The sequence below is a fragment of the Janthinobacterium sp. GL_088 genome (assembly GCF_057837845.1).
This window is the reverse complement of sequence record NZ_CM174453.1, coordinates 1807217-1825368: the sequence shown is the minus strand read 5'-3', so window position 1 is coordinate 1825368 and position 18152 is coordinate 1807217. Positions and strand designations below refer to the sequence as shown.

The following is an 18152-nucleotide window of genomic DNA, read 5'->3' as shown; positions in this document are numbered from 1 at the left end:
GCTGCTCCTAGCGCCGCGCGCGGTGGGTGATCAGGGCCTTGGCGTCGGCCAGCGCCGTCTTGATATCCTTGTTTTGCGCCAGCACGCTTTCCAGTTCCATGTTGACGATGTCGCGCGCCACGGCGTCGAACTTGTCGACGCGGATGACGGGAATTTTCGCCGCCGTGTCGCGTGCCAGCAAACGCGTCTTCTGGCCGCCGAAATACGGCTGCGGCTCGTCCATCATCGGGTCCGCATACGCTGCCTTGAGGGCCGGGAAGGCGCCGATCTCTTTCAGCGAGTGCAGCTGGATATCCTTGTTGACGGTCATGAACTTGATGAATTCCCAGGCTTGGACCTTGTTGCTGGCCTTTTTCGGGATGCCGTAAAAGGAGCCGCCATACGACGCCAGCGCGCCGGCCGGCAGGTTCGCCGCGCGCCACTGGCCTTTGGAGTCGGGTGCCAGCCACTTGGCCAGGTGGCCGCTGAGCCAGGAACCCATCATCTGGCTGGCCACTTTGTCGCGTTTGAAGCCTTCGGCCCACTCGCCCGTCCAGGCCACCGTTCGCGCATCGATGCCGGCCACCCGCGCCGCCTTCGCCAGCTCGAAGGCCTTGACGAAGCGGGGCGAGTCGACCAGCACCTGTCCCTTGTCGCCAAAATAGATGCCTTCGCCATCTTTCAGATTGGCGCGTATATAAATGTCGGCCAGGTCGCTGGCGCCGGCCAGCAGATAGGTGCCGGTGGCGGCCTTGAGCTTCTTGCCGGCGGCGATATACGATTCCCACGATTGCGTCAGGTCGCTTTCCTTGATGCCCGCCTTGTCCATCAAGTCCTTGCGGTAGAACAGGGTGCCCGGTCCCAGGTCGGCCGGCATGGCGCCCAGGGTGCCGCGCGAACTGGTCGCCTGCACGAAGGTGAATGGCACGAACTGGGCGCGGTACTGCCCTGCCCCGTAGGGCGGCTGCAGCAAATCTTCCATGCCCTTCGATTCGGCAAAGCTGCCGACATAGCGGAAGTCGATGGCCATCACGTCGGGCAGGCGCGCGCCGGCCGCCAGCGCCGTCGTCATCGAGTTATGGTGGTCGTCGATCTGCAGGCTGACCAGCTTGACCTTCACTTGCGGGTAGAGTTTTTCCCACAGGGGCAAGGCCGTCTTGACGGCGCGGTCCAGGTCGGGAAACGAGGCGACGGTAATCGTGGCCGGGGCCAGCGCAGGCAGGGCTGCAGCCGGCGGGACGGCTGCGGGTGCAGCGGCCACACCAAACGACAGGGTCAGCGCTGCCAGCGGGGCGGCGCCAAGAATGCTTGACTTCATTATTTCATCTCCGTTTATTGAGCGTCTTCTATCTTGAAAACGTTTTCACAACATGTATCCATTTAACACCGCAAAGAAAATCAAGTCAACCGAAAAAGTTGTCATTTTTATTGATGGCAGCGTGGCGAGATGGATGACATGGCGCGTGTCCCCCTATGAAAAAGCACAAAAAACCGCCATTTCAAGATGCTGTTGTTTTTTGTGAAAACGTTTTCAAGCATAGGCCGGATTAGCGGGGCCGCCGAAGTGCGCAAGCGCGTAACCCGACGTGCACGGCCAACAATATGTCGGGTTACGCCCGCAGGGCTAACCCGACCTGCGGCCCTTTGGGCATTTATGGTAATCTTTCGATGAAAAGGTTTTCAGAGCACTGACAACCAGCCATCTTGATACCCAGGAATCACCTTGAACGATAGCGCCCACGCTGCTCCCCCTTCCACCCTGCTCGACGTGGCCCGCCAGGCCGGCGTGTCGCCCAGTACCGTCTCGCGCATCCTCAATGGCACGGCCAAAGTGTCCGATGACAAGCGCGACGCCGTGCTGGCCGCCATTGCGCACATGAAATTCGCGCCGAACCAGATGGCGCAAGGTCTGAAAAAAGGCCGCTCGATGACCATCGGCATCGTGGTGCAGGATATTTCCAGCCCCTTCTTCGACGAAAGCCTGCGCGGCGTGGACGATGGCTTGAAAGACACGGGCTATGCCTCCGTCATCGTCAGCGGTCACTGGAATGCACAGGAAGAGGCCGACCGCATCCGTTTGCTGCTGGCAAGGAAGGTCGACGGCATCATCCTGCTGTCGGGACGCATCTCGGACGAGAGCGTGCTCGATTTCTCGCAGCAGCGCCCCATCGTCTCGACGGGCCGCCTGCTGGCCACGAAAAGCGCCATCGGCTTCAAGCTCGACAACGAATACGGCGCCTACCTGGCCGTGCGCCACCTGGTGGAACTGGGCCACCGCCGCATCGCGTTCGTGGCCGGCCCCGCCAACAACACGGATGCGGCCGAGCGCCTGACGGGCTACCAGCGCGCGCTGCGCGAAGCGGACATCGCCATCGATCCGAAGCTGATGGTGGAAGGTGATTTCCACGAGGCAAGCGGGATGCTGGCCATGAACCATTTGTTCGATACGCAGCAGCAATTCAGCGCCGTCTTCGCCGCCAATGACCTGTCCGCCTACGGCGTGCGCCTGTGCCTGTACCGCAAGGGCATCCGCGTGCCCGACGATATCTCGCTCGTCGGTTTCGATGACTTGCCCGGCTCGTCCTACACGACGCCGCCGCTGACGACCATCCACCAGCCTCTGTACGACATCGGCCGCATCGCCACGGAAGCGCTGCTGGGGCTGATCAATGGCGAAGCCGTGCAGGCGGCGATACCGCCTTTGGAACTGATCGTCAGGGAAACCACCCGGCGTGTTCGCTAGGCTTGGCGCTAAACGAGAATCACTACGCAAACAGCATCCGCAACGCGTGCGGGAATCTGCAGCAATGGCGCATCCGCTTTACAATAGTGGCTCGTTCAGCAAGAATGCTTGCTTCAAGCAAGCTTGGCTCAACCCTCCGGCCGCAGGCTGGAAGACTCCGAACACTCACCACAAAGGGACATCACATGGAACATACTCTGCCACCACTGCCGTATGAAATGGACGCTCTGGCGCCGCATATTTCGAAAGAAACCCTGGAATACCACTATGCCAAGCATCACCAGGCGTATGTCACCAACTTGAACAACCTGATCAAGGGTACCGAGTTCGAGAACCTGTCGCTGGAAGACATCATCAAGAAATCGTCGGGCGGCATCTTCAACAATGCAGCGCAAGTATGGAACCACACCTTCTACTGGAACGGCATGAAGCCGGCCGGCGGCGGCGCACCTGCCGGTGCCGTGGCTGACGCGATCAACGCCAAATGGTCGTCGTTCGACAAGTTCAAGGAAGAATTCACCAAGTCGTGCGTGGGCAACTTCGGTTCGGGCTGGACCTGGCTGGTGCAAAAAGCCGACGGCTCCGTTGACATCGTCAACACCTCGAACGCCGGCTGCCCGCTGACCACCGGCGACAAGCCGCTGCTGACCTGCGACGTCTGGGAACACGCCTACTACATCGACTACCGCAACCTGCGCGCCAAGTACGTGGAAACGTTCTGGGGCTTGGTCAACTGGGACTTCGTTGCCAAGAACTTCGCGTAAGCGACTCTTGTCAACGTAGGGCGAAAGAAGCCTGCGCCGCCCCGCGCAGGCTTTTTTTCGCCTGCTGAAAAGCACGGCGCTGCGCTACAATCACTGCCCCGCCACCGCTATCTCCCTCTGCCCCGATGTCCGCTCGCCTGCTGCGCCGCCTGTTGATCCTGCCCCTGCTGGCGTGCCACCTGCACGCATGCGCGGCCGCCCCATCGCCCCTGCTGTCCGACTATACCCACAACGCCTGGGGCGCCCTGCAAGGCGCGCCCGTCGATGTGTTGAAATTCGCCCAGGGCAAGGATGGCTGGCTGTGGATCGCCACGGCCACCGGCTTGTACCGCTACGATGGCGTGCGCTTCGAGCGCGTCGACAGCGTATATGGCCACCGCTTACCGTCAAGCAATGTGCTGGGCCTGGCCACGCCGCAGGACGGCGCCGTGTGGGTCGGCTACCGCCTCGGCGGCGTCAGCGTCTTTCGCCAGGGCGCCACGCGCACCTACCGGGAAGCGGATGGCTTACCGTCGGGCGCCGTGTTCCATATCGAGGCAGCGCCCGACGGCGCCATCTGGGTCGGCACGCGCGATGGCGCGGCGCGCCTGGCGCCTGGCGCGGACCGCTTCGTTGCACAAGCCGCTAACGTGGGCCTGCCCAACAAGCGCGTGTACCAGATCCTGTTCGGGCGCGATGGCACGCAGTGGATGGGCACCATGCATGGCGTGTATTTCAGGAAGCCGGGCCAGACGCGCTTTTCGCATGCCTGGCCGCGCACCATGCTCACCAGCATGGATGAAGCGCCCGATGGCGCCATCTGGGCCGTCGACAGCCAGAGCAATTACTATCGCGTGCGCACCAGCGCGCCACACGGCGATGCACTCATCCGTCCCGACGCCAGGGGCAACAGCCTCCGCTTCGACCGCGCCGGCACCATGTGGCTGATGCAGCCCGACGGCATCGAGCGCAAGTTCGACCCTTCCGGTCCCAGCCTGCCGGCCCAGCGCCTGACGCGCCAGAACGGCATCAGCGGCCCGCTGCCGCAAACCTCGTTCCAGGACCGCGAAGGCAATCTGTGGTTTGGCACGTCGACGGGACTGGACCGGCTGCGGCCGAACCGCCTGCAAACCTTGCCCGTCGCCGTACCCTTCGACCATCCCGGCATGCTGCCGGGGCCCGATGGCGACGTGTGGATCGGCGACTACGTGGGCGACGTGCGCAGCTTTTCGGCCGACGGCGTGAAAAAAGTGGTATTGAAAGGGGCGCTGGCGGCCAGCCACTGGGCGCCCGATGGCACGCTGTGGCTGGGCAACGAGCAGGAACTGCACCATCGCGCGCGCAATGGCGCCATGACGCGCGTGGTGCCACCCGTGCAAGGACTCGATCCGCAGGCGCTGCAGCAGGATCGCTCGGGCGCCCTGTGGGCCTCGTTTTCCGGCGGCGGGCTGTTTCGCCTGGGCGAAGGAAAATGGATCACGAACGGCGGTTTATCCGGCCTGCCGGCGGTGCTGACCACGGCCATGGCGATCGATGGCGCCGGCACCGTCTGGCTGGGCCATGCCGACAATACCATCAGCCTGGTGGCCGAGGGGCAGCGCGCAGGCGCCGTCAGGCGGCTTGGCGCGCCCGAGGGCCTGCAAGTGGGCACCGTGCTACAGCTGTACCGCGATGGCGACGCGATGTGGGCCGGCGGCGAAAACGGCGTGGCCCTGTACCGCGCCGGCCGCTTCCACACCTTGCGCGGCGCGCACGGCGCGGCGTTTCGCGGCGTGTCGGGCATCGTGCGCCTGCCGGACGGCGACCTGTGGCTGCACGGCGCGGATGGCATAGCCCATATCGCCGCCGCCAGCCTGGCCGCGTGGATGCGGGACGGCAGCGCCGTCACCTCGGAACGCTTCGACGCGCTCGACGGCTTGCAGGGCCATGCCTCGCAGCTGCGCCCCGTACCGTCGCTGATCCATGCGCCCGATGGCAAGCTGTGGTTTTCCACCTCGGCCACCATCGCCATGCTCGACCCGCTGCATATCCGCCGCAACGCCCTGGCGCCGCCCGTGCAGATCCACAGCTTGCTGGCCGATGGCGCGCGTTATGCGCTGGACGATGGCAAGCCTCTGCACCTGCCGCAGGGCAGCAAGTCCCTGCAGATCGGCTTCACGGCCCTGAGCCTGTCGATGCCGGAACGCGTACGCCTGCGCTACAAGCTGGCGGGCGTCGACGCGGGCTGGCAGGAAGCGGTGGGACGCCGCGAGGCGTACTACACCAATCTTGCGCCAGGCAGCTACCGCTTCGACGTCACGGCCGCCAACGAAGACGGCGTGTGGAACACGCAGGGAGCGGGGCTCGACATCGTCATCGCGCCCGCCTTCGTGCAGACGCCGTGGTTCATCGTGCTGCTGGCGCTGGGCGCCGCGCTGCTGCTGTATGGCGGCTATGTGCTGCGCATCCGCCACCTGACGCGCAATATGCAGGAACGGCTGCAGGAACGCTTGCAGGAGCGCCTGGCCGAACGCTCGCGCATCGCCCGTTCGCTGCACGACACCCTGCTGCAAAGCGTGCAAGGCCTGATCCTGTCGTTCCATGCGCATGCGGACATGCTGCCCAAGGGCACGCGCGAACGGGCGCGCCTCGATGGCACGCTCAACCTGGCCGACCAGCTGCTGATCGAAGGGCGCGACCAGATCATGGACTTGCGCGCTTCGGCCGAACCCGACGAACTGCGCCTCGCGCTGCAGCAATTCGGCAAGGGCCTGGCCGAGCACCGCGCGCACGCGTTCACGGTGCATGTCAGCGGCACCTGCCGGCGCCTGCAGCCGCGCGTGCACGACGAAATCTATGCCATCGCGCGCGAAGCGCTGTTCAACGCCTCGCGCTATGCCGAGGCGGCAAACATCGTGCTGGAACTCGACTATGCGGAACAGGCCTTCACGCTGCGCGTGCGCGACGACGGCTGCGGCCTCGATGACGCCGTGGCGCAAACAGGCCAGCGGCCCGGCCACTGGGGCCTGGTCGGCATGCGCGAGCGCGCCGCCAACATCGAGGCCAGCCTGCGCATCGACAGCCGCCCCGGCGCCGGCACGCAGATCGAAGTGAGCGTGCCGGGCCGCCTGGCCTATTGACGGCGCTGGCGGGCGCGCCCGCAAGCGTCTGCGGCCTCGATGAAAAATGTTGTACGATGCGCAAGAGCAATACCTTGCTCGCCCATCCAGCCACACCACTTTCTGAAAGCACCCGATGAAAAAATACCTGCTCGCCCTGCTGCTCTGCGCCTCCGGCTCCGCCTTCGCCAACTCGGCCTGCGACACGCCGCGCAACGACTTCGACGGCCTGTATTGCCTCAACAAGGTCTACCAGGAAGCGGACAAGGAACTCAACGCCAACTACAAGAAACTCGCCGCCCAGCTCGATGCCGGCGGCAAGCAAAAGCTGAAATCGGGCCAGCTGGCGTGGATAAGCAACCGCAACCAGAATTGCTCCAAACGCGAATCGTCGGGCTTTTATGTGAACCTTGATTGCGCCACCCAGACCACCATCGAACGCGCGCAATTTTTGCAGGACCGCGTGCGCGAATGCGTGAGCGCCGGTTGCCAGAACAGCAAACTGTGAGCTGAAGCTGCGCGCCATGGCCGCCCCGCACCGGTCGCAACTGGCCATTCTTGAGCGCCAGTTGCCACGCCCGCTGGCCTGGCGGGGCCACACGCCACCGCCAATACGGCTCAGGCCGGCAAGCGGGCTGCCTTGAAGCGCCGCCAAGCCTTGCGCATGCTGCCATCGCTGCCCTGCGCCTGTGCGTGCGCCGCCAGGTAGCCGCGCACGAAAGCCGCGTGCAGCCGCAGCCCGTCCTGGGCGGACTGGTCAGCCTGAACCTCGGGCAATTGCTGCAGCAGCCGGTCGGCCACCTGCACATCGTTGAGCCAGCCCAGCTCATCCTGCAGCACGGACAGCCGCCCCACATACGGTTGCACGGCGCGCGCGGCAAACAGCGAGGCAAAAAATTCCGTCGCATAGCGCGTCTTCTTGGCCGCGATGCGCACGCGGTGGCGCTGCTGCGGCGTGGCATGCAGCAGGCGCTTGCCGCGCTTCATCAGGCGGCGCTGATCCTTGCGCAGGGTGGCGCGGGCAAACGGCGAGACGTGCGCGTCCAGGCGCCGCACTTGCCGCGCAGAACAGCTGTCGCGCCAGGCGCGCGCCTGCAGCCAGCGCTGCACGCCCAGCATGCAGGCCGTGTAGCGCGCCGACGTGACGGCCTGGGCCGCTTGCACGTGCTTGAGGCGGGCCTGCGCGTGCGCCGCCTCCGCCAGCGCCGCCGCATCCGTGGCCGCCTCGCCATCGAGCTGCGCCAGGGTATTGCCTGCCAACACATCCCAGTCGCGCGCCTCGCCCAGCGCGCCGCCCAGCCAGTCGAGTTCAGCCTTCAAGGCGTCCGGCAAGGCCAGCAGCGCCTTGAACATGCCCAGCGCCGAGCGCAAACGGCGCAGGCCCACGCGCATCTGGTGCACGCTTTCCACATCCTCGCCCGCCGCCACGCCATCCTGGTTGCCGCTGACTTGCTCCAGGCAATTGCCGGCGATGGCCAGGAATACCTGCTCCACGGACATCGCCGCGTCCAGCGCCAAAGGCTGCGCCTTGACCGCCCGCAGGGGCTGCGACACCGCGAGGCGGTAGCCGCGCTCCGCCTTGCTCATGTGGCCCAGTTGCAGCGGCACGTCCTGCAGCAGGGCCAGCGCCACGTCGAACAGGCTGGCGGCCTGCCCCTGCTTCAACTCCAGCTCGATCTCGCTGACGGGCACGCTGTGCACGACACCATCGGCACCATCGGCCCCGTCCGCGCCGCGTTCAATGACACCCTGGTCCAGCACGCATTCGATCTCGTCGCCCTGCGGCGTGCGCAACTGCCATACGGTGCGCTCCATGCGCGTGGTAAACACGGGCTGCAAGGCGTCGCGGATGGCGTCCTGGCGCAGCAGCGCGCGGATGGGCTGCTTGTGGCCGATGGCCGCATCGAGCGCGGCGAGGTTCGGTTGCGGCCCGGGCACCTCGCCTTCCCATTCATGGCGGCTGTGCAAGCCGCCGCTGACGCTGCCGCCGGCCTTCAGGGTTTGCAGCCAGCGCCCGTCCACCTGGCGCACGCGCAAGCCTGCCTGGTGGCGGCACAGCTGCAAATCGGGCGTATCGACATAGATATCGTGCATCTGCAGCACCAGGGGCGCACCTTGCGTAGTCTGCGCCAGCAACGGGTGCGTGCGCAGGCGGGGGGCGTCTTGCGGCGCCAGCAACAATTTCAATTCGATTTCCATGACCGCTCCTTGCGAGACTCCTCAACGCCCATTGTAAGGCGCGTCCGGTCGCGCGCAAGGCGCACGCACACCGGCCTTGATTTTGCGCGAAAATAGGCGCTTCATTCAACCAGGAGATGCCATGACCTACCACGCCGCCGAAAACCGCTACGACAGCATGCCATACCGCACCTGCGGGCGCAGCGGGCTGAAACTGCCGCTGCTGTCGCTGGGACTGTGGCACAACTTTGGCGACAGCAACAGCCTCGCTTCCCAGCGCGACATGCTGCGCACGGCGTTTGACCTCGGCATCACGCATTTCGACCTGGCGAACAACTACGGCCCGCCGTATGGCAGCGCGGAAAGCAATTTCGGCAAGCTGCTACGCGACGATTTTCTACCGTACCGCGATGAACTGATCATTTCCACCAAGGCGGGCTGGGACATGTGGCCGGGGCCGTACGGCCAGGGCGGCGGTTCGCGCAAATACGTGCTGGCCAGCCTGGACCAGAGCCTGCAACGCCTGGGCCTCGATTACGTCGACATCTTTTACTCGCACCGCTACGACGCCGACACGCCGCTGGAAGAAACCATGGGTGCGCTGGCCACCGCCGTGCAACAGGGCAAGGCGCTGTACGTGGGCCTGTCCTCGTACTCTCCGCAAAAGACGGCCGAAGCGGCCAAGCTGCTGAAAGAGTGGAAAGTGCCGTGCCTGATCCACCAGCCAGCCTACAACATGCTCAACCGCTGGATCGAGGAAGACGGCTTGCTCGATACCTTGCAACAGGAGGGCATGGGTTGCATCACGTTCACGGCGCTGGCGCAGGGACTGCTGAGCGACAAATACCTCGATGGCGTACCGCAGGATGCCCGCGTCAACCGCCCCGGCGGCGGCTCGCTGCTGCAAAAACACCTGAGCGCGGAAAACCTGGCCCGCGTGCGCGCGCTGAACCAGATCGCCGCCCAGCGGGGGCAAACCCTGGCGCAGATGGCGCTGGCCTGGGTGTTGCGCGATCCCCGCGTCACCTCGACCCTGATCGGCGCGAGCAGCAGCGCGCAAATCCGCGAAAACGTGGCCGCACTGCAGCAATTGTCGTTCACGGCCGACGAGCTGGCCGCCATCGACGTGCAGGCGCGCGAAGGCCATATCAATCTGTGGGAAGGTCCTTCGCGGGCCGTGTAAGCCGATCACGGTGGCGCTGGCGGCGACAGGGGCGGTGGCAACAGGGCCAGCAGTTCCTGCGCCACCTGCCTTCGCCGTTCGGGCGTGGCAAACACGCCGACGTCGACGTGTGCTCCACCACCGCCGATATCCTTGATGTGTATCAACTGGCGCGGCCACTGCGGCACATCGATGCGCGTGCGCCACGGATGAAAATGGTGGCGCCGGCAATGCCCGGCACTGACCTGTTCGATGATCAACTCACCGTCGCGCAAGGCAATGTGTTCGTAGTCGCGCGCGTGGCGCAGGTAATGCAGCAGGGCGAAGGCCACCAAGGCCAGTTCGGCAAACGAAAAAACGGGGATGTACCAGAGGCCGCGCAATGCAAAGGCGGCGGCAACGACGAGGGAAAACAGGCACAGCAAGCCGTAGGCGCGCAGCAACTGGCGCGCCGTCAAGGCACTGTGGCGCGCGAGCAGCCATTGCGGCTGCTCGCGCGAGTGATCGCGTGGCATGACGCCTCCCGCACTATCGCTCCATCACCGCAGCGGCCCTCGCCGCCACAGGTTCAGCCAGATTGCGCCCGGCTCAGGCGCCCATGCGCACCAGCGCGTGACCCACGTGCTGCCACCAGTGATCGCGCGACTTGACCTGTTTCAGGCAAGACGTGTCGATTTCCACCGGGAAGACGCGATCCTGGCACACCTTCATTTCCAGGGCGTAGCGCTGGTTTTCCGCAGCCGCCAGGGCCACGACGAGCCAGAACGCCAGCGCCAGCAAAACCACCAGCAAACTCCAGGCCAGGTGATTGGTGTTACTTTTTTCGCCAAAAAACTCGCGCGGCCGCGTCTCGCGGTACATCGACATCAAGTCTTTTTCTTTCTCTTCCGACATCTGCGTTTGCATCCTCTGACATCCTATCCTGTGCCGGCCGGCTGGCCATGGCGGCGCGCACGCCGCCTTGCCCACATTTTACGCTGATGGCGCAGGAGAGGCGGTAATTCATGAGGGCAATTCGCCATCGCCTCCCTCGTCCGGCCGCACGGGAGCCAGACTTTCCACATGATCGACATCGATGTCGCCGCCATCGGGCGCCGTATTGCGCGGCTCCACGCCGGCCCGCTCGCCCGTACCGGCCGCATCGCTGTCGTTGTCCAGTGCTTCCGCATCCTGGCCCGGCACGCCCTGCATGTCGCTGCCGCTGTCGGAACTGTCGCTGGGGCCGAGTGCGCCCTTGCCATGGCCGCTGCCCAGGACGCCGTCGGGCGTGACGGGCAAATTGTCCGGATCGAGTGTGCTGCCGTTCATGGCGATCTCCCATTCACAAAAAAACCAGCTTACTCGCCTGGCCTGACTGGCGGCGCACGCCTGCACGGCATTTTCCAAGGAGAAAATGCGGCGGCGCACAACTATTTTCAGAAAATACTTCACAAATGTACTATTCATTGCTATAGTTAATTCAAGTAAGCATCTTCTCATCCAGAAACTGCTTCATCGGCGGCACGGCGCCCACCAGCGCCATGCCGACGAACCGACCGGTACGTGGCGATCCGGCCCATCCACCCAGCCATCATGCACATTTTGGAGTCTTATCATGCAAGCCAAATCACTCATCGCAGCATTGTTTGCCATCACCACCGCCACCTCGGCTTTCGCCCAAAGCACCGCGCCTGCCGCTGCCAGCCAGCAACTCACGCGCGCTGACGTCACGGCCGAATACATCCGTGCCCGCAACGCCGGCGAAATCGCCACCAGCGAAGTCGACTATCCGAAAACGCCGGCCACCGCCGCCAGCAACGTGACGCGCGAACAAGTCATGGCCGAGTTCTACGCCGCCCGCAAGGCTGGCCTGATCCCGCAAACGGAAGCGGACTTTGACGTCGCGCAAACGACAAAACACGTCGTGAAATAAGAAACCAGTCAGCCGGTTTCAGTCAGTAACACATCTCAGTTGCGGCGCAGCACTCGGGCCACTCCCGAAGCTCACCGCGGCGAGCTGTCAGCAGCACCCCCAACACGATCTTTCCCGGAGTCCCTGCATGCCCCTGCACCGCCGTTTGCTTGCCGCCAGCCTGATCCTTGCCTTGAGCGCGTGCGCCGACATGGGCCATATCGCGCCGCAATCGGCCATGCTCGACGCTAACAAGCTGCAATCGAGCCAGGCCATGGATGCCGCCGCCAGTGCCGCCATCCAATGGCCCCGCACGCAATGGTGGCAAGACTTGCACGACCCCCAATTGAACCGCCTGATGGACCAGGCGCTGGCCGATAGCCCCACCCTGCGCGGCGCCCAGGCGCGCGTGCGCCAGGCCGAGGCGCTGGCCGGCGCTGCCGAGGACAAGACCCGCCCACAGGCGGACGCGAGTGTTTCCATCAACCGCGAACTGTATTCGCAGCATGGCAGCACGCCGGCGCCGCTGGCCGGCAATTACGCCTGGCGCAACCAGGCCACCGTCACGGCGTCGTACGACCTGGACCTGTGGGGCCGCAACCGCGCCGCCCTGTCCGCCGCCCTGGGCGACGTGCAACTGGCGTCGGCCGAATCGCAGATGGCCCGCCTGGCCCTGGAAACGGCGCTGGTGCGCACCTACATCCAGCTGTCGTATGAGTTCCGGGTGCAGGATGTGATCGAACGCAGCCTGGCGCAGCGCGCCCGCATCCTCGACATCACGCGCCAGCGCAAGGCGGCCGGCATCGGCACGGACATCGACGTGGCGCAAATAGAAACCACCTTGCCGGCCGGCCGCCGCCAGCTGGAGCAGTCGGCCGAATCGCTGGCCCTGCTGCGCAACCAGCTGGCCGCCCTGGCAGGCAAGGGGCCGGCCGCCGGTGCGGCGCTCACGCGTCCCGTGCTGCGCCTGGACCAGCCGCTGGCCATTCCCGCCGCCCTGCCGGCCGAGCTGATCGGCCGCCGCCCCGACATCGCCGCCCAGCGCTGGCGCGTGGAAGCGGCGGCGCAGCGCATCGACGCGGCCAAGGCCGAGTTCTACCCGAACGTCAACCTGGTGGCCTTTGCCGGCTTCCAGGCCTTTGGTTTCAGCCATTTTCTGGACGCCAACTCGGACATCCGCGGCGTCTCGCCCGCGCTGAGCCTGCCCATCTTTGCCGGCGCCCGTTTGCGCGCCCAGCTGGGCAGCCAGACGGCCGTGTATGACGGCGCCGTGGAGCAATACAACGCCACCGTCATCAACGCCATGTCGGACGTGGCCAATGCCGTCACCAAGGCGCAATCGCTGGCGAAACAGCACCAGCTGACCGTGCAGGCGCTGGCGACGGCGCAGCGCGCGCGCGACCTGGCGGAAAAGGCCTACAAGGCGGGCATGAGCGACGCCATCGCCATGCTCAACACGCAAGTGGCGCTGCTGGCGGAAGAACAGCAGCAGGCGCAGAATGGGGCGCGCGAACTCGATCTGTACGTTTCCTTGATGAATGCACTGGGAGGCGGCATCTGAGCTTGCAATCCTGGCATTGCCCTAGCCCAACAAGATACAATCGGAACTTTATTCACACATGAAGGAATATGACATGACCGCTTTTGACGCCACCTCCAAGCGGCTGCAAAACATCCGCACGCGCATGCCAGGCTTCCCCATGGAACTGATGCGTTTGTTGCGCATGACGTATCACATTCAAAAAGGCATGAAGGACCTGACCAATGCCGCGCTGAAAAAGCACGACCTGGTCGATGCCAGCTACATGGTGCTGGCCGTGCTGTACGGCACGGACGACGAAACCTCGAACGCCTGCACCCTGGGCATGGCCTGCCATGAAAAGCCGGCCAACCTGACACGCGTGTGCAACGACCTGGAAACGCGCGGCCTGATCCACCGCGGCACCCGCCCTGGCGACCGCCGCTCGGTGATGATCTCGCTGACCGACAAGGGCCGCGCCCTGATCGAGACGGCGCTGCCCGACGTGTACCAGGAAACCTCGGCCCTGTACGAAGGCTTCACGGAAGAAGAGCTGCAAGTGCTCGACAAGCTGTACATGCGCCAGCTGCGCAACCTCAACAATCTCAACAACCAGAACTGATAGCCTATCGATGACGCCAGCCACAGCAACAAAACCCACATACGGCCCCCTGACCCAGGCGGCCCGCTGGCTGGCGCTGGCGCTGCAGGACTGGCGCGCGACGGAAGGCGAACGCTGGATCTACGTCGCCAAGACCCTCATCGCATCCTTCTGCGCCCTGTGGCTGGCCTACCGCCTGGGCCTCGATTCGCCCAGCACGGCGATGACCACCACCATCATCCTGGCCCTGCCCAGCAGCGGCATGGTGCTGGAAAAGAGCTTTTACCGCCTGTGCGGCACCCTGCTGGGATGCACGGCCGCGCTGACCCTGATCGGCCTGTTCCCGCAGCAGCCCGTGCTGCTGTTCGCCGGCCTGGCCCTGTGGGTGGGCCTGTGCACGAGCGGCTCGGCCCTGCACCGCAACGCCCAGTCGTATGTGTACGTGCTGGCCGGCTACACGGCCTGCATGATCGTGCTGCCCGCCATCGAGCAGCCGATGCAGGTGTTCGCGCTGGCCGTCACGCGGGTGGCCGAAGTGAGCCTGGGCATCATCTGCTCGGCGGCGGTTTCCAGCGTGCTGCTGCCGCGCCATCAGGGCACGCAGGTGATGCGCACGGTGCAGGCCCGCTACGGAAAATTCCTCACCTTTTGCCAGGACGTGCTGCAGCAAAAGCTCACGCCGGCGCAGGTGGAACTGACGCATCTGCAGTTTGCCGCCGACGTGGCGGCGCTGGAACTGGGGCGCTCGGCCGCCCTGTTCGAAGTCACCAGCAAGGTGAGCCACGTGCGCGCGCAAAACCGCAAGCTGCACGCCTTCAACGCCACCTTCATGACGGCGCTGACCACCTTCTATACCTTCCACCGCCTGTTCGATCGCCTGCAGCGCGACGACGAAACGCTGGTCATGCAAGCCTGCGCGCCCCTGTACGCCATCGTCGCCGAGGCGCTGCAAACGACGCCGTCGCAAGACTCGCTCGACACCATGCAGCGGCATCTGCAGACGGCGCTGGGCCAGGCGCGCGCCGAGATCGACGGCGCCGCCATCGCGCATGCGCAGCGCATCGATTTCGATACCGTATGCGAGCTGCTCGAGCGCTTCGCGCGCGACATGAGCCGCTTTCACGAAGTGTATTTCAGCCTGGCGCACGACACGCCGCTGGAAATCAGCACGCCGCAGGCTTACGCGCCGAAGACGCCACCTGCGCTGGTGATCGCCAGCGGCGCGCGCGCGGCCATCAGCCTGGCCCTGCTGGCGCTGGGCGCCTACTTCCTCGCCTGGCCCTACGCCAGCACGGCGATGCTGATGGCGGCCGTGTTCTGCGCGCTGGCCTCGTCCTCGCCGCGCCCCATCCTGATGATCCGCCAGGTGCTGGCAGGCTTCCTCATCGCCATGCCGCTGTCGCTCGTCTGCGTGTATTTCGTGCTGGTGCACGGCGACGGCTTCCCCATGCTGGTACTCAGTTTTGCGCCCTTCCTGGCCGTCGGCCTGTATCTGATGACGAATCCCGCCAAGCTGGGCGTGGGCCTGGGCGTGTCGACCTTCATCACGCAGATGGCGCCGACGAATCTGATGCACGTCGATGGCGCGGCCTTTTTGAACACGGGCATGGCCCTGATCGTCGGCCTGATGCTGGCCGCCCTCGTGTTTGCCGTGCTGCTGCCCGAGCACACGATGGGCCACAAGGACCATATCGGCCGCGCACTGTGGCGCGAAGCGCTGCATGCGTGCACGGCGCCCGCGCGGCGCGTGAAACACCGCTTCGACAACCGCGTGCGCGACCTGCTCAGCCAGCTTAATGCGGCGGCCGGACCGGCGCCGGGCGAGGCCACGCGCGCCGTCGTGCGCCAGGCCCTGACCCTGCTGGAAATTGGCCATTCCGTGATCGAATTGCGCGAACTGATCGCCACGGCCCGGCCGGGCGCCACGCCTCACGCGCTGCAACAGTGCGTGGACCACATCGCCACCTGGCTGCGCACGCGCAGCGACACGGCACTGCAGGCGGCCCTGGCGGCCACCCTGCAGGCGGGCGCCGTGGTGCGCGCGGCGCAGACGGAAGCGGGTGCGACGCAAGAACGCAAGCAGGAGCAAGACCTGCGCCTGCAGACGGCATTGGCCGACCTGCATTCGATCTACACCTCATTGCTCGACCACATGGCGCCTGGCGCCGGAGACCACCATGCCGCGTGAATTCGCCCTGTTCGGAATTTTGATTCCCACCCTGCTGCCCCTGTTCATCCTCAGCATAGTCCTGCAAACCCTGCTCGACCGCGTGCTGGGCTGGCTGGGCGTGTACCGCATGGTGTGGCACCCGTCGCTGGCGCGGCTGTGCATCTTCATCGCCATCTTCGGCGCGCTGGCTTTATCGCTGTACAAATAATTAAAAAAACTGTTCAACCCCATCAAGGAAAGGCTGCCGCCATGGTAAGCAAACTGACCCGCTATGCAATCACCCTGCTGCTACTGGCCGCAGCCCTGTGGATAGGCAAGACCGTCTGGGACCGCTACATGGAGTCGCCGTGGACGCGCGATGGCCGTATCAAGGCCGACATCGTCAACATCAGCGCCGACGTCGCCGGCACCGTCACGGACGTGCTGGTGCGCGACAACCAGGTGGTGCAAAAGGGAGATATCCTGTTCGTCGTCGACAAGGAGCGCTATGCCAGCGCGCTGGCGCAGGCCGACGCCGTGCTGGCCGCGCAAAAAACGGAGCAGGGCCGCCGCGGCAAGGAAGCGCAGCGTCGCGCAGGCCTGGACGCCAGCATCATTTCCACGGAAAGCCGCGAAAGCGCCGGCTTTGCCGCCAGCTCGGCCTCGTCGCAAGTGCAGGCTGCCATGGCCGCGCGCACCCTGGCGCAATTGAACCTGGAGCGCACCACCGTGCGTGCGCCCGTCAGCGGCTACGTGACGAACCTGAACGTGCACAAGGGCGACTTCGCCGCCGTCGGCGCGGCCAAGCTGGCCGTCATCGACAGCGCCTCGTACTATGTCGTCGGCTACTTCGAAGAGACCAAGCTGGGCATGCTGGCGCAGGACGACAAGGCGGAAATGAACCTGATGAGCGGCGGCACCCTGCATGGCCACATCGAAAGCATCGCGCGCGGCATCACCGACCGCGACGCCGCCACGGGCCGCGAATTGCTGGCCGACGTCAACCCCACCTTCAACTGGGTGCGTCTGGCGCAGCGCGTGCCCGTGCGCATCCACATCGACGAGCAGCCGAAGGGACAACTGCTGGTGGCAGGCACCACTTGCACCGTGGTGATCACGCCCCATTCGGCTCATTCGGCACCGGCGCCGAAACCAGCGGCCGCGCACCCGGCATGATCCGCGGCGGCGCCGGACGCCTGGCGGAAATCGCCCTGTTCCTCGACGCCGCGGCGCTGGGCAGCTTTTCCGCGGCCGGCCGCAAGCACGGCCTGTCGCCGGCCGCCGCCAGCGCCGCCATCGCGCGCCTGGAAACGGCGCTGGGCGTCACCCTGTTCGAGCGCACCACGCGCCAGCTGCGCCTGACGGACGAAGGTGCGCACTACCGCCGCTACAGCGAACAGGCGCTGGACTTGCTGGCGCAGGCCGAAGACGGCTTGCACGCGGGCGGCGCCGTGCGCGGCGTGGTGCGCATCTCGGCGCCGTCCGACATCGGCCGCCAGTTGCTGCTGCCGATGCTCGACAGCTTTGCCGCGCTGCACCCGCAGGTGCGCCATGCGCTGACCTTGACGGACGCCACGGCCAACCTGGTGCAGGACGACGTCGACCTGGCCATCCGCTACGGCGAGCTGCCCGACAGCGACATGGTGGCGCGCCTGCTGCACCCGGGCCGGCGCGTCGTGTGCGTAGCGCCCGCGCTGGCCGCCAGGGTCGGTTTGCCAGCCGCGCCGCGCGACCTGGCGTCGCTGCCGACGCTCGTGCTGACGGCCGGCGACGGCGCGCCGCAGGAATGGCGCTACCGCGAAGACGGCAAGCGCCACAGTCTGCGCCTGCAGGGCGCCTGGCACAGCAACGACGGCGAAATCATCCGCCGCTGGGCAGTGGCCGGCCATGGCTATGCCTACAAATCTCTGCTCGACATCGGCGATGACCTGCGCGCAGGGCGCCTGCAGACGGTGCTCGACGATCACTTTGCCGATAGCGTCCCCCTGAACCTGCTGTACCGGCGCAGCCGCTTCCAGGCGCCGCGCATCACCCTGCTGGCCGACTTCCTGCAGCAGCAGTTCGCCGCCCTGCCAGCCCAGCGCTAAGG

The 18152-nt window shown here is 65.5% G+C and carries 17 protein-coding genes; 12 read left to right on the top strand and 5 right to left on the bottom strand.

Going from position 1 to position 18152, the window contains the following annotated elements; translation table 11 throughout:
- Positions 1 to 7: 7 nt before the first annotated feature.
- Positions 8 to 1297, bottom strand: coding sequence for an ABC transporter substrate-binding protein (locus AC3IQ7_RS08305; RefSeq protein WP_322427612.1), 1290 nt, complete (start codon positions 1295 to 1297; stop codon positions 8 to 10).
- A gap of 405 nt (positions 1298 to 1702) precedes the next feature.
- Here AC3IQ7_RS08305 and AC3IQ7_RS08300 point away from each other — a divergent pair, with 405 nt between their 5' ends.
- The 4 genes from AC3IQ7_RS08300 (at position 1703) to AC3IQ7_RS08285 (ending at position 7071) form a co-directional block, all read left to right on the top strand.
- Positions 1703 to 2722: a LacI family DNA-binding transcriptional regulator gene (locus AC3IQ7_RS08300; RefSeq protein WP_099378926.1), complete on the top strand. Its 1020-nt coding sequence runs from the start codon at positions 1703 to 1705 to the stop codon at positions 2720 to 2722.
- Between the two features lie 185 nt (positions 2723 to 2907).
- Positions 2908 to 3486: a superoxide dismutase gene (locus AC3IQ7_RS08295; RefSeq protein ID WP_099665109.1), complete on the top strand. Its 579-nt coding sequence runs from the start codon at positions 2908 to 2910 to the stop codon at positions 3484 to 3486.
- 125 nt (positions 3487 to 3611) lie between these two features.
- Positions 3612 to 6584 (top strand): sensor histidine kinase, encoded by a 2973-nt coding sequence (locus tag AC3IQ7_RS08290; RefSeq protein WP_489208947.1) that lies wholly within the window; start codon positions 3612 to 3614, stop codon positions 6582 to 6584.
- 115 nt (positions 6585 to 6699) lie between these two features.
- Positions 6700 to 7071, top strand: coding sequence for a lysozyme inhibitor LprI family protein (locus AC3IQ7_RS08285; RefSeq protein ID WP_322427610.1), 372 nt, complete (start codon positions 6700 to 6702; stop codon positions 7069 to 7071).
- A 110-nt stretch (positions 7072 to 7181) separates the two neighbouring features.
- On the opposite strand, the gene AC3IQ7_RS08280 is transcribed toward AC3IQ7_RS08285, so the two are convergent.
- On the bottom strand, positions 7182 to 8762 hold the full coding sequence (locus AC3IQ7_RS08280; protein WP_489208944.1) for a CYTH and CHAD domain-containing protein: 1581 nt from the start codon (positions 8760 to 8762) through the stop codon (positions 7182 to 7184).
- A gap of 121 nt (positions 8763 to 8883) precedes the next feature.
- On the opposite strand from AC3IQ7_RS08280, the gene mgrA reads away from it, so the two are divergent.
- Positions 8884 to 9924 carry an L-glyceraldehyde 3-phosphate reductase gene (gene mgrA / locus AC3IQ7_RS08275; protein ID WP_322427608.1) on the top strand — a complete coding sequence of 347 codons (1041 nt, stop codon included), beginning with the start codon at positions 8884 to 8886 and terminating at the stop codon, positions 9922 to 9924.
- Between the two features lie 5 nt (positions 9925 to 9929).
- Here the strand turns inward: mgrA and AC3IQ7_RS08270 are convergent, their stop codons facing one another.
- The 3 genes from AC3IQ7_RS08270 to AC3IQ7_RS08260 form a co-directional block, all read right to left on the bottom strand.
- Positions 9930 to 10418, bottom strand: a complete 489-nt coding sequence (locus AC3IQ7_RS08270; protein ID WP_099378921.1) for a DUF2244 domain-containing protein — start codon at positions 10416 to 10418, stop codon at positions 9930 to 9932.
- 73 nt (positions 10419 to 10491) lie between these two features.
- On the bottom strand, positions 10492 to 10809 hold the full coding sequence (locus tag AC3IQ7_RS08265) for a hypothetical protein (protein ID WP_099378920.1): 318 nt from the start codon (positions 10807 to 10809) through the stop codon (positions 10492 to 10494).
- A 96-nt stretch (positions 10810 to 10905) separates the two neighbouring features.
- Positions 10906 to 11211, bottom strand: a complete 306-nt coding sequence (locus AC3IQ7_RS08260; protein ID WP_489208941.1) for a hypothetical protein — start codon at positions 11209 to 11211, stop codon at positions 10906 to 10908.
- A gap of 286 nt (positions 11212 to 11497) precedes the next feature.
- On the opposite strand from AC3IQ7_RS08260, the gene AC3IQ7_RS08255 reads away from it, so the two are divergent.
- The 7 genes from AC3IQ7_RS08255 to AC3IQ7_RS08225 all read left to right on the top strand — a co-directional run bounded on the left by AC3IQ7_RS08255 (position 11498) and on the right by AC3IQ7_RS08225 (position 18150).
- Positions 11498 to 11815 (top strand): DUF4148 domain-containing protein, encoded by a 318-nt coding sequence (locus AC3IQ7_RS08255; protein ID WP_099378918.1) that lies wholly within the window; start codon positions 11498 to 11500, stop codon positions 11813 to 11815.
- A gap of 127 nt (positions 11816 to 11942) precedes the next feature.
- A complete protein-coding gene (locus AC3IQ7_RS08250) occupies positions 11943 to 13355 on the top strand; it encodes an efflux transporter outer membrane subunit (RefSeq protein WP_099378917.1) in 1413 nt (470 codons plus the stop codon).
- Positions 13356 to 13428: 73 nt separating this feature from the next.
- Positions 13429 to 13935, top strand: a complete 507-nt coding sequence (locus AC3IQ7_RS08245) for a MarR family winged helix-turn-helix transcriptional regulator (protein WP_046682655.1) — start codon at positions 13429 to 13431, stop codon at positions 13933 to 13935.
- Between the two features lie 10 nt (positions 13936 to 13945).
- Positions 13946 to 16102 carry an FUSC family protein gene (locus tag AC3IQ7_RS08240; RefSeq protein ID WP_489208938.1) on the top strand — a complete coding sequence of 719 codons (2157 nt, stop codon included), beginning with the start codon at positions 13946 to 13948 and terminating at the stop codon, positions 16100 to 16102.
- Positions 16092 to 16292 carry a DUF1656 domain-containing protein gene (locus AC3IQ7_RS08235; protein WP_086138240.1) on the top strand — a complete coding sequence of 67 codons (201 nt, stop codon included), beginning with the start codon at positions 16092 to 16094 and terminating at the stop codon, positions 16290 to 16292. The genes AC3IQ7_RS08240 and AC3IQ7_RS08235 overlap by 11 nt, the downstream gene beginning before the upstream one ends.
- Before the next feature lie 41 nt (positions 16293 to 16333).
- Positions 16334 to 17239 (top strand): efflux RND transporter periplasmic adaptor subunit, encoded by a 906-nt coding sequence (locus AC3IQ7_RS08230; RefSeq protein ID WP_322427604.1) that lies wholly within the window; start codon positions 16334 to 16336, stop codon positions 17237 to 17239.
- Positions 17236 to 18150 (top strand): LysR family transcriptional regulator, encoded by a 915-nt coding sequence (locus tag AC3IQ7_RS08225; protein ID WP_099378915.1) that lies wholly within the window; start codon positions 17236 to 17238, stop codon positions 18148 to 18150. Before AC3IQ7_RS08230 ends, AC3IQ7_RS08225 begins: the two co-directional genes overlap by 4 nt.
- Positions 18151 to 18152 lie beyond the last annotated feature (2 nt).

Bases quoted from the DNA above. Each gene is read 5' to 3' on its own strand.
- mgrA (WP_322427608.1), top strand. From the start codon at position 8,884: ATGACCTACCACGCCGCCGAAAACCGCTACGACAGCATGCCATACCGC.
- AC3IQ7_RS08290 (WP_489208947.1), top strand. From the start codon at position 3,612: ATGTCCGCTCGCCTGCTGCGCCGCCTGTTGATCCTGCCCCTGCTGGCG.
- AC3IQ7_RS08305 (WP_322427612.1), bottom strand. From the start codon at position 1,297: ATGAAGTCAAGCATTCTTGGCGCCGCCCCGCTGGCAGCGCTGACCCTG.
- AC3IQ7_RS08240 (WP_489208938.1), top strand. From the start codon at position 13,946: ATGACGCCAGCCACAGCAACAAAACCCACATACGGCCCCCTGACCCAG.
- AC3IQ7_RS08285 (WP_322427610.1), top strand. From the start codon at position 6,700: ATGAAAAAATACCTGCTCGCCCTGCTGCTCTGCGCCTCCGGCTCCGCC.
- AC3IQ7_RS08280 (WP_489208944.1), bottom strand. From the start codon at position 8,762: ATGGAAATCGAATTGAAATTGTTGCTGGCGCCGCAAGACGCCCCCCGC.
- AC3IQ7_RS08250 (WP_099378917.1), top strand. From the start codon at position 11,943: ATGCCCCTGCACCGCCGTTTGCTTGCCGCCAGCCTGATCCTTGCCTTG.
- AC3IQ7_RS08235 (WP_086138240.1), top strand. From the start codon at position 16,092: ATGCCGCGTGAATTCGCCCTGTTCGGAATTTTGATTCCCACCCTGCTG.
- AC3IQ7_RS08225 (WP_099378915.1), top strand. From the start codon at position 17,236: ATGATCCGCGGCGGCGCCGGACGCCTGGCGGAAATCGCCCTGTTCCTC.
- AC3IQ7_RS08260 (WP_489208941.1), bottom strand. From the start codon at position 11,211: ATGAACGGCAGCACACTCGATCCGGACAATTTGCCCGTCACGCCCGAC.
- AC3IQ7_RS08270 (WP_099378921.1), bottom strand. From the start codon at position 10,418: ATGCCACGCGATCACTCGCGCGAGCAGCCGCAATGGCTGCTCGCGCGC.
- AC3IQ7_RS08230 (WP_322427604.1), top strand. From the start codon at position 16,334: ATGGTAAGCAAACTGACCCGCTATGCAATCACCCTGCTGCTACTGGCC.
- AC3IQ7_RS08295 (WP_099665109.1), top strand. From the start codon at position 2,908: ATGGAACATACTCTGCCACCACTGCCGTATGAAATGGACGCTCTGGCG.
- AC3IQ7_RS08255 (WP_099378918.1), top strand. From the start codon at position 11,498: ATGCAAGCCAAATCACTCATCGCAGCATTGTTTGCCATCACCACCGCC.
- AC3IQ7_RS08245 (WP_046682655.1), top strand. From the start codon at position 13,429: ATGACCGCTTTTGACGCCACCTCCAAGCGGCTGCAAAACATCCGCACG.
- AC3IQ7_RS08265 (WP_099378920.1), bottom strand. From the start codon at position 10,809: ATGCAAACGCAGATGTCGGAAGAGAAAGAAAAAGACTTGATGTCGATG.